This is a genomic window from Sporolactobacillus shoreae (assembly GCF_004684935.1).
Lineage (GTDB): Bacteria > Bacillota > Bacilli > Bacillales > Sporolactobacillaceae > Sporolactobacillus > Sporolactobacillus shoreae.
The window spans coordinates 1-18,435 of the sequence record NZ_SRJD01000020.1; the positions used below are offsets into that span (position 1 = coordinate 1).

An 18,435-nucleotide genomic window follows, 5' to 3' on the forward strand; every position below is an offset into this window, starting at 1 on the left:
TGATGAATAGCACCATGTCTGCCCACTCTTTGACGAGTGCTGACGTACGGGCTGACGTCTTTTTTCCAAGCTTTAACTCGTACCGATCATAGGCGCCCATTTCGTCAGGCTGCTCAAACTTTCTAATCTGTGCGTGTGCAGTCAGTACGACGTTGATTCCGTCGTCAACCACGTCTTGCAGCTTGTTCAAAAATCGGCCAAGTTCTTCCTCAAGCTTGATATATCCGGTACCGTAGCCGAAGTCTTCAATTGATTTTTTCTGTGCATCGGCGCACACTTTCTCGATGGCCATACGCTCTGCCCAGTCAATCGTGTCAATGACAAGAGTTTTGCAGAGCTTGTCTCGCTTGATTTCGTCAATCTGCTGATTCAGCATTGTCCAACTTGTCGGTTTAGGCGTACGGGAAACGTTCATATTACCAGTGCTACCTTCTGTATCGATAAATAGAGGATTCGGAAACTGCGCGGCAAGTGATGATTTGCCGATCCCTTCCATGCCATACAGAACTACTTTCTGTGCCTTGGCTACCTTACCACGTGTTATGTCCATCAAAATTCACCTGGTTTCCATGTCTTTGTCTGTGACTGTTCTTCTTCCGCCTTTTCTTGACCTTCCACATATCCATCACTAATGATGATTGAGCATTCGTCACCCGTGCTGACGCGCGTGGCAATGGCTTGCAGACCTTCCTGTTCCAACCATGTACCAAATTCTTTGAGCGTATCTGTGTCCATCTGTTCGAGCTTGTCCAGGAGGATAAATCCACATTCTGGCTTCAATTTGCGGACAATCGCCGTTGACACCTTGAGTTGATCAGCGCCGCTCATGTTGTCCCATTGCTGCCCTTCATAGATTAACTCGCCATCATCGACAGACAGACCAGGAAGTGGCAGGTTAGTGTTCGTCAGCAAATCAGCTTTTTCCTGACGCACCTGGTCGATCTGCTGAGAGAGTTTCTGATACTGAGCACCGTATTCCTTGGCATCATCTTCCGCCTTGTCTTTGTCGAGATTGGCTCGCACCTTCCGGTTAATGTCATCGATCTGTTGAATATTGGATTCGAGTTCGGCTGTTGATTCGTCCCGCAGGTCGAGTGCGTCCTTCTGTGCGACAGCAAGGTCGCTTTGCAATTCTCCGTATTTCTTCTGTGCGGCATTAAGCTGCGCTGTCAACCGGGTTACTTCCCGGCCGACCTGTTCAAACTCCGCCTGTATCTGTGTCACACACTGCCGTTTGCGTTGATTTTCGCCATTACGTGCGAGTATTTCTTGCTGCTGTTTAATTAGATCGGATGCTGACACAGGTTCCTTCGGAGCATCAGGGAAATATGGTTGTTCCTTGGCAAACTTGGCTTTCTGATCGGCAATTTGACCGATAGTACGGCGCCGGTTATAGACTTCCTGTTCTTGCTGTTCCAGTTCATGTAGCTTGTTCCCTACGCCGATAATCTGTAGAAGCGTGTTGGCTTTTTCTTTTGATGTTGAGTTGATAAATTTTGGTAGATTAATAGCAAGTTCTTCCACGAAAACGTCGAGCAGCTGTTGGCCGGCTTTCTGCCCGTTGGGGTCAATAACCTTTAAGTCGCTGTTCTTTCCTTTGCGTTCGACAATCAGTCCATTGGAAAGAACAATATGGAGAAAAGGATCGGTGACTGATCCCTCGCGCTTTGCCTGAGACGGGCGATATTTGTTACCGCCTAATCCCCACGCAATAGCGTCTAGAATGCTTGTCTTGCCTTGTTTGTTTTTACCACCAACGATGGTTAAGCCCGCCGGTGATGGCTCAACCTTGACGGCTTTTACGCGCTTGACATTTTCTATTTCAAGTTTGCTGATCGTAACCATGTATAAAACCTCGCTTTCGTGGTATAATGACCACAGATGGGATTTGAGCCGCTTTGCAGAGCGGCTTTTTTCATAGATGCTTGATGTTGACTTCATTCACGCCAAGAATCATCTTTAACAGTGATTCAGCTGTAAAATCATCCATCTGTTTCTGCACGGCTTCTCCAATTTCTGGATAGTCTTCAACAAGAATTAGCAGTAGTTCACCAAGTTCCGTTGCCTTAGCAGAGGCTACGATTTTTTGAAGATTGTTTCCTTGATTCACACCGCGAGAAAGAGCATCGAAATGCTTTTGTAACGCTGCTTTCGTTTCTGGGCTCATTCCTTCTCAGCTCCTTTCAACTCAACGTATTTTTTAGCCAGATTGTAAAGTCGGCAACCGTCAACGGTTGCCGGATGCCGACCAATCCGTTTTAGAAACTCTTCATCCGTTTCGGGGTTCAGAACTTCACGTCCGTCGAATACGGCATCGATAATTTTCTTAAAACCATCTTTACCGATAGCTGTTGTATCATTTTGAGACGTTGCACCGAAGAACCGATAAAGCCTCATTGATTCATCCGAAGTTTTTTGATTAATGGCGTCAATGGCTCTATCAGAGACATTGACTGGTAGTCTAAGTGGTTCCATAGATTACTCACCTCCCTTCATCAGTCTGAAATACTTAGACTTCATCCGCAGCGCCCAACGTGCCATCGGCATGCGGTGCTTTGCTACGGCATGCGTCTGGATGTTTGCGAAGAAGAAATAAAGCTGTTCCGCCGTACTTTTTATGATGATACGCTGTCTAACGGTGTAGACTAGGCCAACGCCTGAGTAGATATTCGTTAGTTCATCGTGCGCCGGTTCAATGTGATTTAATGCCCTCATTTACCAACTACCTCCTATAGTTGATCAAACAGTTTGTCAAGGTGCTCTGACATGCCCTTGGCCCTGAATAGCCACTGACCTTTTACAATTTTTGCGATTGGGCGTGGTTCTCGGAACAGGGCTGGGTCGCTTAGGATGTGATCCTTGATCCAGTCTCGTTTATGCCCTGTTTCGTACTCGAGGCGCTGCATCGTCCAATAAGTCCCGACACCCATATCTGATAGTCGCTGGCCAATAACCTTATCTACCTCTTGCGCTAAGAACTGATTATCAACGATGACTTGAACGTCAGGCATTGAGATCAGCCCCTAACTAGTTCAAGGAATTTCTGTCTACCGTTTTCGTTGTAAACGAATGTGGTGACTTGTTTTGGGCCATACTGTGACTTGCTCATGAGCCATTTTCCATTTTCTTCTTTTTTGAGGTCGTTATCGTTGGCAAACTTACCAACCTTTTGTTTTGACCAGCCAACAAGTTTGCCAAGGTCTTCCGCGCTGTAGCCCTTGGGTTCTGAGTTGGGCTCTGGAAGCAAATCTTTTCCTGCGAGCGTATTGACCTCAAGAGAGATAAGAGCTTGCTTTGCAATAGGGGAAAGCACGTCGTTATACTCACTGAGCATCTTGTGATACTGGCGTCCGAGACGAGCACGTGCGTTCATCAGTTTCGCATCGGCTTCTTTTGCACGGATTGTTGAAAGATCCGGATCGTCTTTCTTAGTTGCGTATGAGCCGGTCTTACGAATCGCGGGCAGCACTTCATCAAACACCCATGATTCGAATTTTTCAGCGGCCGGTAAATGCGAATGCGTGATCAGGCGATAAAGGTTGCCCTCGGAAATGAATTTCTTTTTCTGTGTTCTACCTAGGGAATCGATGACCCCCTGAAATGAGGACCCATCTTCTTTGCAATGCTGAGCAATAGCATTTAACGGTTTAGCGTAACCTAACATTTCCGCTGATTCCGTTGCTCCGAATTGCGGTTTGTCATTTACCACGATCACTGGGAGTTTTCCAAAGTCTGAATTTTCAAATATTTTTACTTGGTTTTCAGTTTTTGGCATACTTTACCCCTCCGTTAAATTGTTTGGTAAATTATCGTTAATTGTACTTGCGTAAATTTAATTAACGAATTATAATTCTATTTGTTAAGAACATTTATCCGAATCTTCTTCCACAAGATCCGGGAAAAGTTCTTCCCCAGGTGTTCCAAAATAGCTAATCATCCGGAACATCAATCGAACGCTGGGATTGCTTCGACCCGTTTCAATATTACGAAATTGGCCTTCGGTAATATTTAGGTCGGTAGCGGCTTTGAATTGAGAAACGCTTTTTTTATTACGCAGTTCGCGAAAAATTTGACGACGGTCGGCAACCGTTGCTGGCATTGGGATAACCTCCTTTTTGTTTGGTTTACCTTACGAAAACCAGTATAGTCGGTATTTTACCAACCGTCAAGGGTTTATTTACTTTTCTTTTGAAGGTAGGTATTGGAATGGATTTAAAGGATCGAAAACAAATGGGGCAAAGGATAAAAAAATTGAGAGCCACAAAGGGTTTAACTCAGGACGATTTAGCCGAGGCACTAGGTATTCCAAACCGTGCGTCCATTTCTGGATACGAATCAGGACGCACGGTTCCACCCAGTGATGTTCTAGCAAAGCTGGCTGATATTTTTAAGGTATCTACTGATTTTATCCTATGCCGTGAGGGAAAGGTATCTTATCAATTTGATGATGAAGCCCTCGCAAGTGACGGAATTGAAGGCCTCGGTTGGGCCTTACGTGAGGAGCGAAAACATCAAGGGTTTACCCAAGAAGAGTTAGGCAAAATGGTAAGCATAGACCAAAGACTTATTTCTAAATACGAATTAGGAGAAGCTATTCCCGCGGAACAACTTGATAAGATATTAAAGGTATTTGATATGTCATTTCCTTATTTTTTGAATGAATACGGATTATACGATGAAGAAATCCCTTCTCAATTTGATGGGGATGTGGACCAATATGAGGCGTTTAAGAAAGCGGTTGACGAAGATCATTGGCGCGAAATGAAAGAAAATGTGATTCATCCAAAAAGTAAAGAACAGGAAAAAGTAATTGAACAGGCGATCGAGCAACAGAACGCGTATTTGAGTGGTAAAAATAAAAAACCGGATAAAAATGCCCTTCCTCCTCTTTCTGAAAAGGATGAGCGAGACATTGGCAAACAGCTTGAAAATATTCTCAACAAAATGGATTCAAATGTATCCCTTGCCTACGATGGCGAGCCTATGGACCAGGAAACACAGGATCTTGTTCGGGCTGCCATTGAAAGTAGTTTGCGATTAACCAAGCAGATTGCAAAGAAAAAATTCACTCCCAAGAAATACCGTGACTGGGAGTGAGACCATGGAATGGATTCTTGCTATGCTTTTAAAAACAATTCGCAGATACAAAACGGTAGATCCTTTCGAAGTTGCAAAAGCAAAACATATTTTGATTCGTTATCTCCCACTGGGGGAAACCTATGGCTTTTATCTTAAAAATGCCAGACAACAAGTAATCCATATCAATTCAGATATGGAAGATTATAAACGCCCTTTTATATGCTCTCATGAGCTTGGTCATGCCATTCTCCATCCGAACGCAAACACGCCCTTTTTGGATAAACGGACGCTGATTTCAAAAGGTAAAATTGAATCCCAGGCAAATGCCTGGTCAACTGCCCAGATCCTATTACTTAATCATGCAAGACTATCAGAATACGAAACATCTCAGCAGCTATTAAGAATGAACGGAATACCGCTTGAAATGGAAAGATTCATTAATTCTTTGCCGGACAGGCTTTTTTAATACAGAAAATTAGGAACGTACGTTCCTTCAAAGGAGGTGAAAACAGATGATTCAGGTAAAACTTACAACACGTAATCGAAATGGAGCATGGCAATACCGGGTTCGTTATCAGGATGAAAACGGTACATGGCATGAGAAGTCTAAGGGAGGTTTTAAGCGAGAACGAGAGGCGCGGCAAGAGGGGCAAATAGCCACACGAAAAGTTGAGGATGGGGCATATCAAAATGAACGGATTACTGTGAGCGCCTATCTTGATTTTTGGTTTGATACGTACAAAAAAGACAAGCTGGCCTATAATTCTCAAGAAAGCATTAAGCGGGCAATTAAGGTTATAAAGCCGGAAATCGGTCACCTACTTCTGGATAAACTAAACGCGATTACCTACCAAAAATTTATTAACAAGATTGCAAAAAAATACGCCCAATCAACAGTTCGGACGTACCATGCGCGTTACCATGACGCTTTTAAGACCGCTGTAAAAATTGGGTACCTCACTAAAAATCCCGCCGCTGATGTGGTCATTTCGAATCGTGAAGATAATCGGGACAAAAAGAAGATCCTCGAACTTAGTGAAATACCAAAATTTATTACTGCTGCTAAAACACTTGGTCAGAAGGCTTACACTGCTCTATTTCTTGACCTGAATACAGGTTTGCGCTGCGGCGAATTGATTGCTTTGACTTGGGACGATTACGAGGAACCCTATTTGTCTATTAATAAAACAGCCGTACACAGGACACATGAGGGCACGTTCATCGATCAGCCAAAAACAAAATCCGCATATCGTCGAATTAAACTAGACCCAACGACGAATGAAGTTTTAAAAGCATGGAAGTCAAGGCAAGAAACGGATAACGATGCCGATGGGATAAAGAATATCCGTAACCTGATCTTCCCCGGTGAAGATGGCGTCTATTTTTCATCACATCTTACCGTTCGCTTTTGGATCCGGAAGGCCTGTGAATTTGCTGGCATCGATCATATCTCAACCCATTCTCTCCGCCATACTCATACCGTCCTAGAAATGGACGCTGGGGCAGATATTAAATATGTCAGCAAGCGTTTGGGGCATGCGAAGGAGTCGACGACGATTGGGATATATCATCATGTGTCGGAGCATATCGCGGACGAAAGTGCAAAGCGGTATGATGAATTCGTGGGGCAGCTGTGGGGCAACGGAACCCAAAAGGATGAAAAAAGCTGATACTAAGGCATAAATTAGTACAATTATAAATTCCGGATAAAAACTTGAAGTGATTGATTATTCGCTCTGCATCATCTGAATTCAAAATTGCCATTTCATACAGATATCCGTGAATTCGGAGCTCAACCAAAGTGTCACGGATGCGTGGAATAAAGTGGATGTCCGAAGCATCGGCGCTGTATGCATGAGCCAGCAATTCCCTGCTCCTTCTTCCGATGTGGTTTAATGGCTCTTTCAAATATTCACCTTCTCTTAATATGGAATATATTGAACCAGTGCATCCGAAAAGTCCTGGCAGGGCAGAATGTTCACCCCTCTTTACGGGCAAATTGCACTCTATTATATTATTCTCTTCCCAAATCTCAAATCCTCTAAAAAAAGTAATATTTATGCATGAAAAAAGCGGCCTGAAATCACGCATCGTATGCTTCAGTCCGCCATAATTCAAAAAGGAGTAATATTAGTTAGCCTGCTTGACCTGACTTTCATTATTATCCGCAGTAATCCGCATCAAATCATCCGAATGATAGCCGACGACAAGTTTTTCACCATCAGTCAGGATCGGGCGGCGAAGCAGCCTGGGCTCTGAAGAAAGAAGCTGGAGCGCCTGGCTGAGCGGCATTGTGTCCAGATCAACATTCAATTGTTTATAAAGCGTGCTTCTGGTCGCAAGAATATCTTCAACACCGGATTTTGAAAGTTTCAGAAGTTCCATCAGTTCAGAAACATTAGGCCTGTCGCGGAAAAGATGACGTTCTTCATAGCTGATATCATGCTGCTTCAGCCATCCCTTCGCCTTCCTGCATGATGTACAGCTTGGATACGTATAGAAAACTAATTTTTTCATCGGCTTCCCTCCTCTGAGCTCATTATTCTTTAAATTCCCGCTTGTGCAGAAAATAAACGTTTTATTTCAAAAATTCTTCATATTTATTATTATTATGATCACAATCGACCCTTTTTTCAGGTTCCATGTTGAAGGTTTTTTTTAGCTGTCGTCGAATTAATATAAAGTTAATACATATATTTTGAAGGGAGATGGTTCAATGGCAAACAGGATCGTCCATTTTGATATTGAAGTACCCAATCCGGAAAAAGTGATCGACTTTTACACGAATGTCTTTCACTGGTCCTTTCAGAAGTTCGAGAATTGGGACTCTGACTACTGGCTGATCCGTACTGGCAGTTCGGATGACGCAGGTATCGATGGGGGTCTCGGCACTTCTGATGATGGAAAATCAAAAACAACAAACACAATCGAAGTTACAGATGTAGACGAATATGTAGAAAAGATTCACGCAAATGGGGGAAAAAACGTCATTCCTAAACACGCGATTCCAGGTGTCGGCTATCTAGCGTATTGTGAAGATCCTCAGGGATATCTGTTTGGCATTTTCCAGGAAAATTCCGAAGCAAAATAAAAATTTATCAGACTATTTGCATGCCTTGCGTGATTTACGGCAGGAGGAAACTTATGTTTTTTAGGAATCAGATAAAACTTAAAGGGCTTCCTGCCGTTTTTCTATTGTTCTTAATCCTATTAAACGGCTGCGGATCTGTAACGATCAGCAAAATAAACAATGGATCAATCTTGCAAAACGCCTTGGCACAAAGCGGACAGATCCGAAATTCCAATGTGGATCTCACCGCAAACCTGCTTATAAAATCCGGAAACCAGACAATCGCCAGCGAAGCGTCAACCCATGGGCAAATGTCGATTCGCCCGATGTTTTTGCATCAGCACTTTTCTGCCAGCATTAATAACAAAGTACTCCCACAGGTAGAAGCGTACATGGATGAAAAAAACATTTACGCTAAGTTGAACTTATCACCCTCTGCTTCCTGGACTAAGGCGGATCTGAGCCAAAGTAAAAAAAATGTTGATGTGCAATTAATCAAAGAAAGTTTTAAGCAAATGGAGGATGAAGTACTGATTCGTTTTCCTAAAGATCTTGTTAAGACTGGCACGGTCATTCAGAAGGGAAATGACTACCTCATCAGCTTTACGTACAGCGAAACAGCCGTTAAAAAATTTGCAAAGCGAATCGCGTTCATTTACATAGGGAATCCTCTGGCACAAATGATCGGCAGTGCCATAGACCAAATGAAAATTACAAAATTTGACTCTGCTTACACGATCGACAGGAAAACATTTTATCCAAAAGCTTACCGCACCGCAGTTAAAATGACTGGAGTTGAAAACGAGCAATCCATTGATATTTCAATGTCTGTCAGCGGTAACTTCTCCGCGATAAATCAACTAAAAGATTTATCGATCCCTGGAAATGTTCGAACGGCTCCATAAGCTGTGTTTTTTTGTCAGATTAACAAAGGCTCAGATGAAAGGATTTGTTGAAACTTCCTTTCATCTGAGCCTCTTCTTTTACGTTATTGAGAAATGTATTGCATCGGATCAACTGCGCCATTATGCGGCGGTGGTGTCCATGGCCCGATATAGAGTTCGAAATGAAGATGGGAACCAAACGCTTCACCCGTCGCCCCCATCAAACCGATAAGCTGGCCTTGAGAGACGGTTTGACCATCTGATACATTGTAACTTGATAAGTGGGCATAAACTGTAGTATAAGTCCGTCCGCCGATAAAATGAGAGATCATGACACAATTTCCATAGCTGGAAGACTGATAGGCTCTGAACACAATACCATCAGCAGCCGCATAAACCGGCGTCCCTGTACTGTTGGCAATATCAATACCGGGATGGAACTCATGATCAAATGACCGATAGCCGAATCCTGACGAAATGACACCTGCTGCAGGCTTGATAAAATTACCATGAACAGGATTAGGACTTTGGAGCGCCTGAGCCGTTCCTGAATCGGTGGATCCCCCGTTTGAACTACCGCTTGTCTGAACCGTCCCCGAACCAGCGGATCCCCCGCTCGAAACACTCTTCGTCTGAGCAGCAGCGGCTTTCCTTGCCTCCTCTTCCTTCTTAAGATTCGAGATCTGTCGGTTAATCACAGCCGCCTGAGCCTGAAGAATACCGGCTTCCTCGTTCTTATTCATAACTGTATCATTAATATCGGACGCCTGCTTTTTCAATTGGGAAAGAAGCCCCGTCTGCTTCGACTTCTCCTGTATCAGACCCTGATTTAAGGTATTGAGACTGGCAAGATCTTGCTTTGTCTGCTCCAGTTTTTTCTGAATCACATTTTGTTTCACCTGCCGGGCAGCCTGGTCTTTTTGCTGAGCCGCAATGATCCCGGCATCATGATCTGTTATTGTTTTCACCGCAAGCAGGCGGTCAAGGAAATTACCAAAGCTATTGGATCCCAAAAGTACTTCGATGTAACTCACCGCTCCACCGTTTATGTATATAGATCGAATTCTCCTGTCTAATAATTTTCCCCGTTGGTCGATTCTTTTTTCGATAATCCCGACCTGTGTTTTAAGCTGGGCGACGGTTGCCTGATTTTGTCCGACATCCGCCCGCTTTTTTGAAATTTGGCTGTTCATACTGTTGATTTTATTTTCAGATTGTACAATTTCAGTCAACACATCATTCTGTTTGTTTTTATTCTGAGAAAGTTTCTGCTTGGAAGCCTTCAGATCACTCTGGTTATTGATCTGTTTTTCCTTGATTGAACCCAGCTTTGCATTCAGCTGAGACTGGGTCTCAGCTGAGGCAGGGCTCAGATCAAATCCGGCGGCCAAAAATATCGCCAGCCCTGCAGCCATTGATGCGCGATAAATTTTTGTTTTTTTCAATACTACCAAACTCCTTAAAAAACGATCATTATCTTCCAACACTAGTTAACATATCTATTATATCAACAGAATTCGAGTTTTTGAGACAAATAATATTACAATTATATTTCTTCTTATAAAGAAGCCTTGGCGAATCTGGGCCTCTGGCGCGGGCTGAATCTTAGACGACCAGGGATGTTCGGGCATTAGGTTTTATTCTTTGTAACTTATTTACGCTCTTAAAATGCAAAGTAAAAACCCGGGGCTTGAATTGAAACATTCAGTCCCCGGGTTCTAATCTTTCCGTATCATTTAGTTATCGAGTGAGAAACACAACGATCAATAGCCAAGTTTTCTGTTAACAACATTAATGAGCGGCTTTCCCAGCAGATAATTTTCTATATTCCGTTGGATCAGTTCTTCTCTTTTTTTCAGCTTTCCAGATCCGACACCCAAGGAGTGGGAAGTAATCACTACATTTGGAAAGCGCCACAGTTCACTGGTTTCAGGTAACGGCTCAATTGATGTGACATCAAGGCCAGCACCGCCGATTCTGCCAGAGTTCAAAGCTTCGAGCAGCGCCTGTTCATCAACTGTTCCCCCGCGTCCGACATTAATAAAAATGGCACCCTTTTTTATTAATGAAAATCTTTTTCGGTCAAACAGCCCTGATGTTTCAGCAGTCAGAGGAAGCACATTAACGATAAAGTCACTTTCTTGAAGAACTGTATCCAAACCTTCCATATCATAAACATCGTCCACGTAGTCCGGCTTATTACTCACTGTACGCTTGACCGCCAGGACCGTGGAACCAAAAGCTTTCAATCGGATCGCAGCCTCAGAGCCAATATCGCCAAGCCCGATAATTCCGACCGTCGACTCATCTAGCTGCCGAACATCCGATTCTTCTCTCCAGACATGTTTCTCTGTCTGCCTGACGTAGAGCGGCAGCTGCCGGGCAAAGGACAGAATCAGAGCCAGAATGTGTTCCGCTCCGGACGCACCGAATGCACCGCTTGCATTTGTAACGATTACTTGCTCCTTGAGTAATGGGTGATGTGCAAACTGATTCGCTCCCGCGCTTGGCAGCTGAAGCCATTTCAGTTCCGGCATCGCCTGAATCATCTGATCCGAGGGCCACCCGATAAACGCGTCTGCATCTTTGAGCTGCTCAAAGTTTTCCCCATCAGTTTTTAAAAACAGGATTTGATCCCTATACGTTTTGGAAATCGTCTCCAGCATCGTTTTTGACAGCTTAAAATCGTCAGTAAACCCCAGTACAATCTTCTTCACACCCATTCACCTGTTCCCTTCAGATTGTAAGCTCTGTTATAGTGAACGTGTATCAGTCGCAATGAAAAATCTTTAATTTCATATCGATACACTCTTTCCCTGTAATCAAATTAAAGTATAAACATACCCGCGCTGTTAATCTAGCAGAAAGCGCCGGAAATCAAGTTCAAATAAAAAGAGCCGCTCGGGCTCTTCGCATCTAAATCATATTAGTCTTCAAGCGTTGACAAATCTCCTGTTGGGAGCCCAAGTTCCCACGCTTTAAGCACCCGGCGCATGATTTTTCCGCTCCGTGTTTTTGGCAGTTTATCTTTGAAATCTATTTTTCTTGGCGCTGCATGGGCAGCCAGACCGTTCTTAACAAAATGATAAATCTCTTCCTTAAGTTTTTCACTGGCTTCAAACCCTTCTCTGAGCGAAATGAAGGCTTTGATGATTTCTCCCCTTATCGGATCCGGGATTCCGATCACCCCAGCTTCCGACACCGCCGGATGTTCCACAAGTTTGCTTTCAACTTCGAAGGGTCCTATTCTTTCACCGCTGGTCATGATCACATCGTCGACCCTTCCCTGGAACCAGAAATAGCCGTCCTCATCCATATAGGCCGAATCCCCCGAGACATACCAGCCGTTTGATGTAAAATATGAGTCATATTTTTCTTTATTATTCCAGATGGCCCGCATCATCGACGGCCATCCTTTTTTGATCGCCAGATTGCCCATTGTATTTGGTGGAAGCTCGATACCGGAATCGTCAACAATCGCAGCGGTTATTCCGGGAACAGGCTTACCCATTGAACCGGCTTTAATTTTCATTGAGGGATAATTGCAGATCATGTGCGCCCCTGTCTCCGTCATCCACCAAGTATCATGAATCCGTTTTTTAAAGACTTGCCATCCCCAGCGGATCACCTCGGGGTTAAGCGGCTCACCTACGCTAAGAACATGACGAAGGCTTGAAAAATTATGCTTTTCTGCCAGTACCTTTCCGGCACTCATCAGCATGCGGAAGGCTGTCGGGGCGCTGTACCACACTGTAACGCCGTATTTTTCAATTGTCTGATACCAGTCCGACGGGCTGAATCGTCCGCCGCGTACAATATTGGTTACACCATTTAGCCAGGGGGCAAAAACTCCGTAAGAGGTCCCGGTTACCCATCCCGGGTCAGCTGTACACCAATAAACATCGTCCTTTTTAAGATCCAGAACCCAGCGCCCGGTCTGAGCATGTTGCACCATAGCCTCATGAACATGAAGTACACCCTTCGGTTTCCCTGTGGATCCGGATGTGTAATGCAGAATTAGCCCGTCTTCCCGATCCATCCATTCAATCAGAAAATCATTGTCGGCCTGATCCATAGCCTTTTTATAATCAATAAAATATTCATCCTCATTAATTCCATCTCCGACGAGCACAATATGTTTGAGATGTGGCAGTAACTGATAAGGTACACGTTTCAGCAGTTCCGGAGTCGTGCACAATACTTTTGCTTCACTGTCCTCGAGACGATCTCTGACAGCTCCTTCCATAAACGCTTCAAACAGGGGACCGACAATTGCTCCGGCTTTTATCACACCTAAAAAGAGAATATACAGTTCCGGAGACCGGGGCATGAAAATAAAAACCCGATCGCCCTTTCTGACGTCCGCCTTCTGTTTCAGGACATTTGCAGCTTTGTTACTCAGTTTTTTCATTTCCCCAAAAGTATAACTCTCATCTCTTGAAAGATCCGAATAATAAAGAGCAACCTTGTCTGCACTACCCTTTTCAGTATGACGGTCAATTGCCTCGTATGCCGCATTGATTTTTCCGGTTTCATGCCAGCTAAACTGATGTTCCGCCTGCTTCCAGTCAAAAGATTTCCTTACTGTTTCAAGATCATCAAGTTCATGTACTCCTTGTTCGGCCGGCAAAAAGAAACTGTCAAGCATGAAGATCCCTCCAGTCGAATAAAATGTCACAGAATTGTCACATTAAGCGCTTTCATTATTATATGATGAATGCTTTATCTTTTCAAAAAGAGCGCCTTGAATTCAGCAGATTTCTTTCGCCATTTTTCGCAAGGATCAAGTAACAAAAATTTCAAATAAAAAAAGTGCCGGGAAATTAATCCGGACACTCACTTCAAATCTATTATCCAGCACACATGGAGATGTGCGGGTCAGTCAATTTTCTCAGGGATATGCCTTTGAAACGGATCATCACTAATACCGGCGTCCAAGACGATTTTCGCATATTCTTTGGCACCAAAAAGAGAGTGATCTTTGTAATTTCCGCAGCTGACCGGTGAAACTGCCGGAACTTCCGTTGTTGTCAAAACTTTTTCAAGGGAATTCTTCAATGCCGCCGCAATCTCTGAAGGCTTGTGCTCATTCCAGAGGATCAAATAGAATCCGGTCCTGCAGCCCATCGGGGATATATCGATCACTCCAGTCAGTTCATCCCGCATATATGTTGCCAAAAGATGCTCCAGTGTGTGAAGTGCGCCAGTGGGAACAGCAGAAACATTAGGTTGAAGCAATCTCAGATCATATTTTTGAACCAGGCTGCCCTTCGCGTCGTTCTCCGTTCCGGCCAGACGAACGTACGGCGCTTTGACAATCCTGTGATCTAATTGGAAGCTTTCGACCTTTGCCATCGCAATCATCTCCAAGTATACTTATTGAATTAGTGAACACAGAATAACACAAATCAATGAAACTGTAAAACGTATCTGATTCAGAAAACGGCTTAAAAAAAAATATAATTACCCGCATTTCAAATCTGTTTCGATGAATCAGTATATGATCATTCACAACCCATGTCACAAGCTCAATGCTTCTAAACAGGGTTATGCAAGCGGGAACCAGCCGCTTGGCTGGGTAATAATTTTCCAGAGACGATCCGGAACAACCAGTTCTTCCTGACTTTTTGAGCCCAGAGTAACCTGAATCTGATTCACTTGGTCATTTTTTACTTTTAAAGTCCAGTCTGGATCCATAATCGCTTCCCTGCCGAGTGCGACGATGTCGGCACCATCGTGCAATCCCGCTACAGCTTCATCAGGACGATGGATCCCTCCGACAGCAATCAGCGGGACGCGTCCATTAATATGAGAGGCCAGAATGTGAACGATTGTCTCACTGCCCTCCTCATTTCCAGCAGGGATTGCTTTAATATTATTTTGTGAAACATGCAGATAATGAGCACCGCGCTCGATCAGACCGTCCACAAGCTGCAGCGTATCATTAACCGTATAGCCCGATACCCGATGAATCTCTTCCGGAGAGAAGCGATAGCCAACGATAAATGAATCATCCGCATATTTTTTTACTACGGACTGTACTTCTTCAAGTGCAGCAAATGGAAAGCGCAGCCGCCTATCCAGAGTTCCGCCCCACTCGTCCGTCCGTTGGTTGAAATGCGCCGACACGAACTGCTGGATCAGATAGTGATTGGCTCCGTGGATCTCAATTCCGTCAAATCCGGCGAGGATCGCCTGCTTTGTCGCAAGTCCGTATTCTTTGATAACGGTTTGAATCTGTTCCTCAGTCATTTCCTCGGGAACTGTTTCAGGATTGGAAAATGAAGGAACAGCGCTGGCGCTTACCGTTTGATTAAAGAGAACAAAGTTTGGATCCGCCTCGCTGCCGCCGTGCTGAATTTGAAGAACAGCCTTGCTCCCTGCAGATTTCATGGCATCAGCCAACTTTTTCAGTCTCGGCAGAACCGCGTCGTCATAGGCAATAAACTGATGATCAAAAGCCAGACCTGTCGGTGAAACAGCGATACAGGCCGATATAAAAAGTCCTGAAAGAGCTGCGCGTCTCTTATAGTAAGCCAATTCCTGGTCGGAAACCGTTCCGTTCAGATTTGCGGACCAGGTAGTCATCGGCGCAATCGCCAGTCGGTTCGAAAGTTCCACACCGTTGGGTAATACAATCGGGTGGAACAATTCATCATAGTAAGACATGGGTAACATTCCTTCTTTCAGCAAGATAATAAAACTCACTATCCATTATAGGTGAATCTGATCCTCACCCTGTAATACTTTGCTTCAGCCACATTTTTTTACAGGGATAGATCAATTTCAACCGGACAGTGATCGGAGCCAGTGACATCCGCCAATATTTTAGCCTCCTTAACCCGATGGCTGAGCCTATTCGAGATGACAAAGTAATCAATCCGCCAGCCGACATTCCTTGCTCTGGCATTTCCCATGTAGGACCACCAGGAATAGGCGCCCTCACGATCCGGGTAGAGATAACGAAAACTGTCGGTAAAACCGGAGTCGAGCAGTTTGGAAAAGTCATTTCTTTCTTCAACAGTAAATCCCGCATTTTTTACATTTGTTTTAGGATTCTTCAGATCAATCGCCTGGTGGGCAACATTCAGATCCCCGCAAAAGACGACCGGTTTTTTTGCATCCAGTCTATTAATATAGTTTGTAAAAGCCTCGCCCCACTGAATGCGATAGCCAAGCCGTTTCAGATCGCGCTTGGAATTGGGGGTATATACTGTCATCAAATAGTAGTTTTCATACTCAAGAGTAATCACTCGACCCTCATGGTCGTGCTCTTCAATGCCTATGCCATAAGTGACATCTATAGGCTCCTTCTTCGTGAAAATCGCCGTTCCTGAATAGCCTTTCTTCTCCGCATCATTCCAGTATTGCAGATACTCTGTCGACTGAAAATCAACCTGATCTTTCTGCAACTTGGTTTCCTGAATACAGAACGCATCTGCTCCAGTCTCCTTCAACCATTCACCGACGTCCATCTTGCGCTGCAGCGCCCTAAAACCGTTCACATTCCATGATATGAATTTCAACTGAATTCTCCTCACTGACTATAAGTCTCTGTATGCCTGATTCTATAACATTATTTCCTGCCGCACAAAGAATTCGACTAATTTTGCGTTCGGGCCAGACCATTTTTCGACTAAAATCCCTGCTTGATCCACAACTTGCTGAAATTCGCCCACCCGAACGCATTCATCTCAATACCTGTCAGTGCTTCATGGAAACTGACTTCTCTCCGAATATGATAGAGATAGAGCAATAGACGCCTGTCTCTAATCATATCCTCAATCGTTCTGAACATTGATTTCCATTCCCCTGAATTCTCCACCTGAATAAAACGTCCCATCAGCTGATCGATACGGCGCTTCTGAGTATCATTCATAAACCGCCTCACAAGGCTACTCTGATTGCAAAATAATTGAACAACGCCAAGTTCTACGTTCTCTTCAATCATCTCTCCGGCAAGCAGCAAGTCTGCGTCTTCAATGATCGCTTTACTATAAAATTGGTTAAGCGGAAGTGGCACCAGATCAAGAGAAATGCCGAATTGAGCGGCACGGTTCCTAATCCATTCTGCATCTTCCCGTACATTGTTATGATCGAAATGATAAAGTCTCAGTCGTTCACCATGATACCGGCTTTTTTTTAATGAAGCGGTAATCTTACCCTCGTCTTCCTGTACAAGCTGAATGCATTTTGTTTCAGAAGGAAGAAAACTGTTTGCAGCCATATACCTGTCACTACCAAGATCCCGGATCATCCTAGAGCGGTCTATAAGGATATTCATTGCTCTCCGGAACCAAATATCATGCTGCACTCCGGATTTATTAAAATTAAAAATCAGGTAGCTGCATCCATTTTCTTCAAGAGTCCGTCCTTTATCATTCATCGATATGGGTAAATTTGGTACATCAAATTGCCGCTTTTGTGTGATCAAATCGGGGGCGAAAAAGATTTCAACGCGGTCAAGCAGTGCCTGTTCACGGAAATAATTGTGAAACCGTTCCAGGATAATCTGCTCCTTCGTATATTTTACGAGCTTGAATATCCCGGTTCCAACGATCCGGTTTGCATTATATCCGATGTCTGAAGAGAGTATTGCCATGTTCAGTGCACTGAGAAAATGAAGCAAAAATGGAGCAGGATCTGAGAATTTCACAGTAATCCTGTACGGGTGCGATGTATCCATGCTTCTAAGTGACTGGAGCGTCCAGTGGCACGGCAGTTGATGCGCTGAATCATGAATCCGTTCAAATGTATATCTTACATCTTCAGAGGTCAGTTCTTTTCCATGGTGAAAAAGAATGCCCTTGCGAAGGTAGAATGTCCACACCTTCCTGTCATCAGAGTTTTCCCAGTAATGGGCGATATGCGGAACAATGGATCTTGTTTCCGCATTGTAATTGACAAGGCAATCAAAAATCTGCCTGGCAATATGTGTTTCGCTTGTAATCGCCGCAAATGCCGGATCGAGCGTCGCAAGTGGACGCCGCATCGGTATTCTCAGGATATCCAGCGGCCATTCTCTTCCCGTCCCCACTTTATAACCGAATTGTTTCTGAATCCGTTCATAACAAATTTTAAGCAATTCAGCCGGAAGTTTGTGATCACGAATAAAGCCGAGCGCCTTTTCAAGATTTCCATTTTCAATCGCCAGAGCCATATAGTCAGTAACAAGTGGTGTGAGCTGGCGAAGAAAAATAATTTTTGACTGATTCCCCCGCCCGAGTCCGCCTGTCCAGCAAATCCATTGATCGTTTCCCATTTTGTGGATCAATAATTTCGCATTTCGCTCCGAGCAAAAGAAGATATCTGCACATTTTTTCACAGTCACTTCAGTTTGCCGGTTCCGGTCCGCCCCGAGCTTCAGATACAGATCTGTATAATAATCCACCAGTTCCACAG

21 protein-coding genes are annotated in these 18,435 nt (G+C 44.2%); 5 read left to right on the plus strand and 16 right to left on the minus strand.

Annotation, left to right across the window (positions count from 1 at the left end; translation table 11 throughout):
* From E4665_RS14315 to E4665_RS14350, 8 genes are all read right to left on the minus strand, one after another.
* Nucleotides 1-550 (minus strand): ATP-binding protein (locus E4665_RS14315; protein WP_135349478.1); only part of this gene is annotated, 550 nt, incomplete at its 3' end.
* Nucleotides 550-1,845: an AAA family ATPase gene (locus E4665_RS14320; protein ID WP_135349479.1), complete on the minus strand. Its 1,296-nt coding sequence runs from the start codon at nt 1,843-1,845 to the stop codon at nt 550-552. The genes E4665_RS14320 and E4665_RS14315, both read right to left, overlap by 1 nt.
* Nucleotides 1,846-1,915: 70 nt before the next feature.
* Complete coding sequence (locus tag E4665_RS14325; protein ID WP_135349480.1) at nt 1,916-2,167, minus strand: hypothetical protein; 252 nt, start codon at nt 2,165-2,167, stop codon at nt 1,916-1,918.
* Nucleotides 2,164-2,475 (minus strand): hypothetical protein, encoded by a 312-nt coding sequence (locus tag E4665_RS14330; protein ID WP_135349481.1) that lies wholly within the window; start codon nt 2,473-2,475, stop codon nt 2,164-2,166. The genes E4665_RS14325 and E4665_RS14330 overlap by 4 nt, the downstream gene beginning before the upstream one ends.
* Nucleotides 2,476-2,478: 3 nt before the next feature.
* Nucleotides 2,479-2,715, minus strand: coding sequence for a hypothetical protein (locus tag E4665_RS14335; RefSeq protein WP_135349482.1), 237 nt, complete (start codon nt 2,713-2,715; stop codon nt 2,479-2,481).
* Nucleotides 2,716-2,729: 14 nt separating this feature from the next.
* Nucleotides 2,730-3,011, minus strand: a complete 282-nt coding sequence (locus E4665_RS14340) for a DUF771 domain-containing protein (RefSeq protein WP_135349483.1) — start codon at nt 3,009-3,011, stop codon at nt 2,730-2,732.
* 5 nt (nt 3,012-3,016) lie between these two features.
* Nucleotides 3,017-3,775: a BRO-N domain-containing protein gene (locus E4665_RS14345; RefSeq protein WP_135349484.1), complete on the minus strand. Its 759-nt coding sequence runs from the start codon at nt 3,773-3,775 to the stop codon at nt 3,017-3,019.
* Nucleotides 3,776-3,859: 84 nt separating this feature from the next.
* Nucleotides 3,860-4,099, minus strand: a complete 240-nt coding sequence (locus E4665_RS14350; protein ID WP_135349485.1) for a helix-turn-helix transcriptional regulator — start codon at nt 4,097-4,099, stop codon at nt 3,860-3,862.
* Nucleotides 4,100-4,206: 107 nt separating this feature from the next.
* Between E4665_RS14350 and E4665_RS14355 the strand changes: the two genes are divergently transcribed.
* Genes E4665_RS14355 through E4665_RS14365 form a run of 3 tightly spaced genes read left to right on the plus strand, consistent with a single transcriptional unit; the run spans nt 4,207 to nt 6,749 of the window.
* Entirely contained in the window at nt 4,207-5,097 is an 891-nt protein-coding gene (locus E4665_RS14355) for a helix-turn-helix domain-containing protein (protein ID WP_135349486.1), read from the plus strand.
* Between the two features lie 4 nt (nt 5,098-5,101).
* On the plus strand, nt 5,102-5,545 hold the full coding sequence (locus E4665_RS14360; protein WP_135349487.1) for an ImmA/IrrE family metallo-endopeptidase: 444 nt from the start codon (nt 5,102-5,104) through the stop codon (nt 5,543-5,545).
* Nucleotides 5,546-5,591: 46 nt separating this feature from the next.
* Nucleotides 5,592-6,749, plus strand: a complete 1,158-nt coding sequence (locus tag E4665_RS14365) for a tyrosine-type recombinase/integrase (protein ID WP_135349488.1) — start codon at nt 5,592-5,594, stop codon at nt 6,747-6,749.
* Between the two features lie 460 nt (nt 6,750-7,209).
* On the opposite strand, the gene E4665_RS14370 is transcribed toward E4665_RS14365, so the two are convergent.
* Nucleotides 7,210-7,596 (minus strand): Spx/MgsR family RNA polymerase-binding regulatory protein, encoded by a 387-nt coding sequence (locus E4665_RS14370; protein ID WP_135349489.1) that lies wholly within the window; start codon nt 7,594-7,596, stop codon nt 7,210-7,212.
* A 199-nt stretch (nt 7,597-7,795) separates the two neighbouring features.
* On the opposite strand from E4665_RS14370, the gene E4665_RS14375 reads away from it, so the two are divergent.
* Both E4665_RS14375 and E4665_RS14380 read left to right on the plus strand, forming a co-directional pair.
* The gene (locus tag E4665_RS14375) at nt 7,796-8,170 is read left to right on the plus strand and encodes a VOC family protein (RefSeq protein ID WP_135349490.1); all 375 of its coding nucleotides are present in this window, start codon (nt 7,796-7,798) and stop codon (nt 8,168-8,170) included.
* Nucleotides 8,171-8,223: 53 nt separating this feature from the next.
* Nucleotides 8,224-9,054 carry a DUF6612 family protein gene (locus E4665_RS14380; protein ID WP_135349491.1) on the plus strand — a complete coding sequence of 277 codons (831 nt, stop codon included), beginning with the start codon at nt 8,224-8,226 and terminating at the stop codon, nt 9,052-9,054.
* Between the two features lie 83 nt (nt 9,055-9,137).
* On the opposite strand, the gene E4665_RS14385 is transcribed toward E4665_RS14380, so the two are convergent.
* From E4665_RS14385 to E4665_RS14415, 7 genes are all read right to left on the minus strand, one after another.
* Complete coding sequence (locus E4665_RS14385; RefSeq protein ID WP_135349492.1) at nt 9,138-10,478, minus strand: murein hydrolase activator EnvC family protein; 1,341 nt, start codon at nt 10,476-10,478, stop codon at nt 9,138-9,140.
* 318 nt (nt 10,479-10,796) lie between these two features.
* Nucleotides 10,797-11,756 carry a D-2-hydroxyacid dehydrogenase gene (locus E4665_RS14390; protein WP_241654884.1) on the minus strand — a complete coding sequence of 320 codons (960 nt, stop codon included), beginning with the start codon at nt 11,754-11,756 and terminating at the stop codon, nt 10,797-10,799.
* 203 nt (nt 11,757-11,959) lie between these two features.
* Nucleotides 11,960-13,681 carry an acetate--CoA ligase gene (acsA, locus tag E4665_RS14395; protein ID WP_135349493.1) on the minus strand — a complete coding sequence of 574 codons (1,722 nt, stop codon included), beginning with the start codon at nt 13,679-13,681 and terminating at the stop codon, nt 11,960-11,962.
* 230 nt (nt 13,682-13,911) lie between these two features.
* On the minus strand, nt 13,912-14,388 hold the full coding sequence (locus E4665_RS14400; protein WP_135349494.1) for an S-ribosylhomocysteine lyase: 477 nt from the start codon (nt 14,386-14,388) through the stop codon (nt 13,912-13,914).
* A gap of 192 nt (nt 14,389-14,580) precedes the next feature.
* Nucleotides 14,581-15,702: an NADH-dependent flavin oxidoreductase gene (locus E4665_RS14405; protein WP_135349495.1), complete on the minus strand. Its 1,122-nt coding sequence runs from the start codon at nt 15,700-15,702 to the stop codon at nt 14,581-14,583.
* A 98-nt stretch (nt 15,703-15,800) separates the two neighbouring features.
* Complete coding sequence (locus E4665_RS14410; protein ID WP_135349496.1) at nt 15,801-16,559, minus strand: exodeoxyribonuclease III; 759 nt, start codon at nt 16,557-16,559, stop codon at nt 15,801-15,803.
* 110 nt (nt 16,560-16,669) lie between these two features.
* Nucleotides 16,670-18,433 carry an ABC transporter substrate-binding protein gene (locus tag E4665_RS14415; protein WP_135349497.1) on the minus strand — a complete coding sequence of 588 codons (1,764 nt, stop codon included), beginning with the start codon at nt 18,431-18,433 and terminating at the stop codon, nt 16,670-16,672.
* Between the last annotated feature and the right edge of the window lie 2 nt (nt 18,434-18,435).

What these genes read in the sequence shown, in the direction of transcription:
- E4665_RS14320 (WP_135349479.1), bottom strand. Translation starts at nt 1,845, where the DNA reads ATGGTTACGATCAGCAAACTTGAAATAGAAAATGTCAAGCGCGTAAAA.
- E4665_RS14325 (WP_135349480.1), bottom strand. Translation starts at nt 2,167, where the DNA reads ATGAGCCCAGAAACGAAAGCAGCGTTACAAAAGCATTTCGATGCTCTT.
- E4665_RS14330 (WP_135349481.1), bottom strand. Translation starts at nt 2,475, where the DNA reads ATGGAACCACTTAGACTACCAGTCAATGTCTCTGATAGAGCCATTGAC.
- E4665_RS14335 (WP_135349482.1), bottom strand. Translation starts at nt 2,715, where the DNA reads ATGAGGGCATTAAATCACATTGAACCGGCGCACGATGAACTAACGAAT.
- E4665_RS14340 (WP_135349483.1), bottom strand. Translation starts at nt 3,011, where the DNA reads ATGCCTGACGTTCAAGTCATCGTTGATAATCAGTTCTTAGCGCAAGAG.
- E4665_RS14345 (WP_135349484.1), bottom strand. Translation starts at nt 3,775, where the DNA reads ATGCCAAAAACTGAAAACCAAGTAAAAATATTTGAAAATTCAGACTTT.
- E4665_RS14350 (WP_135349485.1), bottom strand. Translation starts at nt 4,099, where the DNA reads ATGCCAGCAACGGTTGCCGACCGTCGTCAAATTTTTCGCGAACTGCGT.
- E4665_RS14355 (WP_135349486.1), top strand. Translation starts at nt 4,207, where the DNA reads ATGGATTTAAAGGATCGAAAACAAATGGGGCAAAGGATAAAAAAATTG.
- E4665_RS14360 (WP_135349487.1), top strand. Translation starts at nt 5,102, where the DNA reads ATGGAATGGATTCTTGCTATGCTTTTAAAAACAATTCGCAGATACAAA.
- E4665_RS14365 (WP_135349488.1), top strand. Translation starts at nt 5,592, where the DNA reads ATGATTCAGGTAAAACTTACAACACGTAATCGAAATGGAGCATGGCAA.
- E4665_RS14370 (WP_135349489.1), bottom strand. Translation starts at nt 7,596, where the DNA reads ATGAAAAAATTAGTTTTCTATACGTATCCAAGCTGTACATCATGCAGG.
- E4665_RS14375 (WP_135349490.1), top strand. Translation starts at nt 7,796, where the DNA reads ATGGCAAACAGGATCGTCCATTTTGATATTGAAGTACCCAATCCGGAA.
- E4665_RS14380 (WP_135349491.1), top strand. Translation starts at nt 8,224, where the DNA reads ATGTTTTTTAGGAATCAGATAAAACTTAAAGGGCTTCCTGCCGTTTTT.
- E4665_RS14390 (WP_241654884.1), bottom strand. Translation starts at nt 11,756, where the DNA reads ATGGGTGTGAAGAAGATTGTACTGGGGTTTACTGACGATTTTAAGCTG.
- acsA (WP_135349493.1), bottom strand. Translation starts at nt 13,681, where the DNA reads ATGCTTGACAGTTTCTTTTTGCCGGCCGAACAAGGAGTACATGAACTT.
- E4665_RS14400 (WP_135349494.1), bottom strand. Translation starts at nt 14,388, where the DNA reads ATGGCAAAGGTCGAAAGCTTCCAATTAGATCACAGGATTGTCAAAGCG.
- E4665_RS14405 (WP_135349495.1), bottom strand. Translation starts at nt 15,702, where the DNA reads ATGTCTTACTATGATGAATTGTTCCACCCGATTGTATTACCCAACGGT.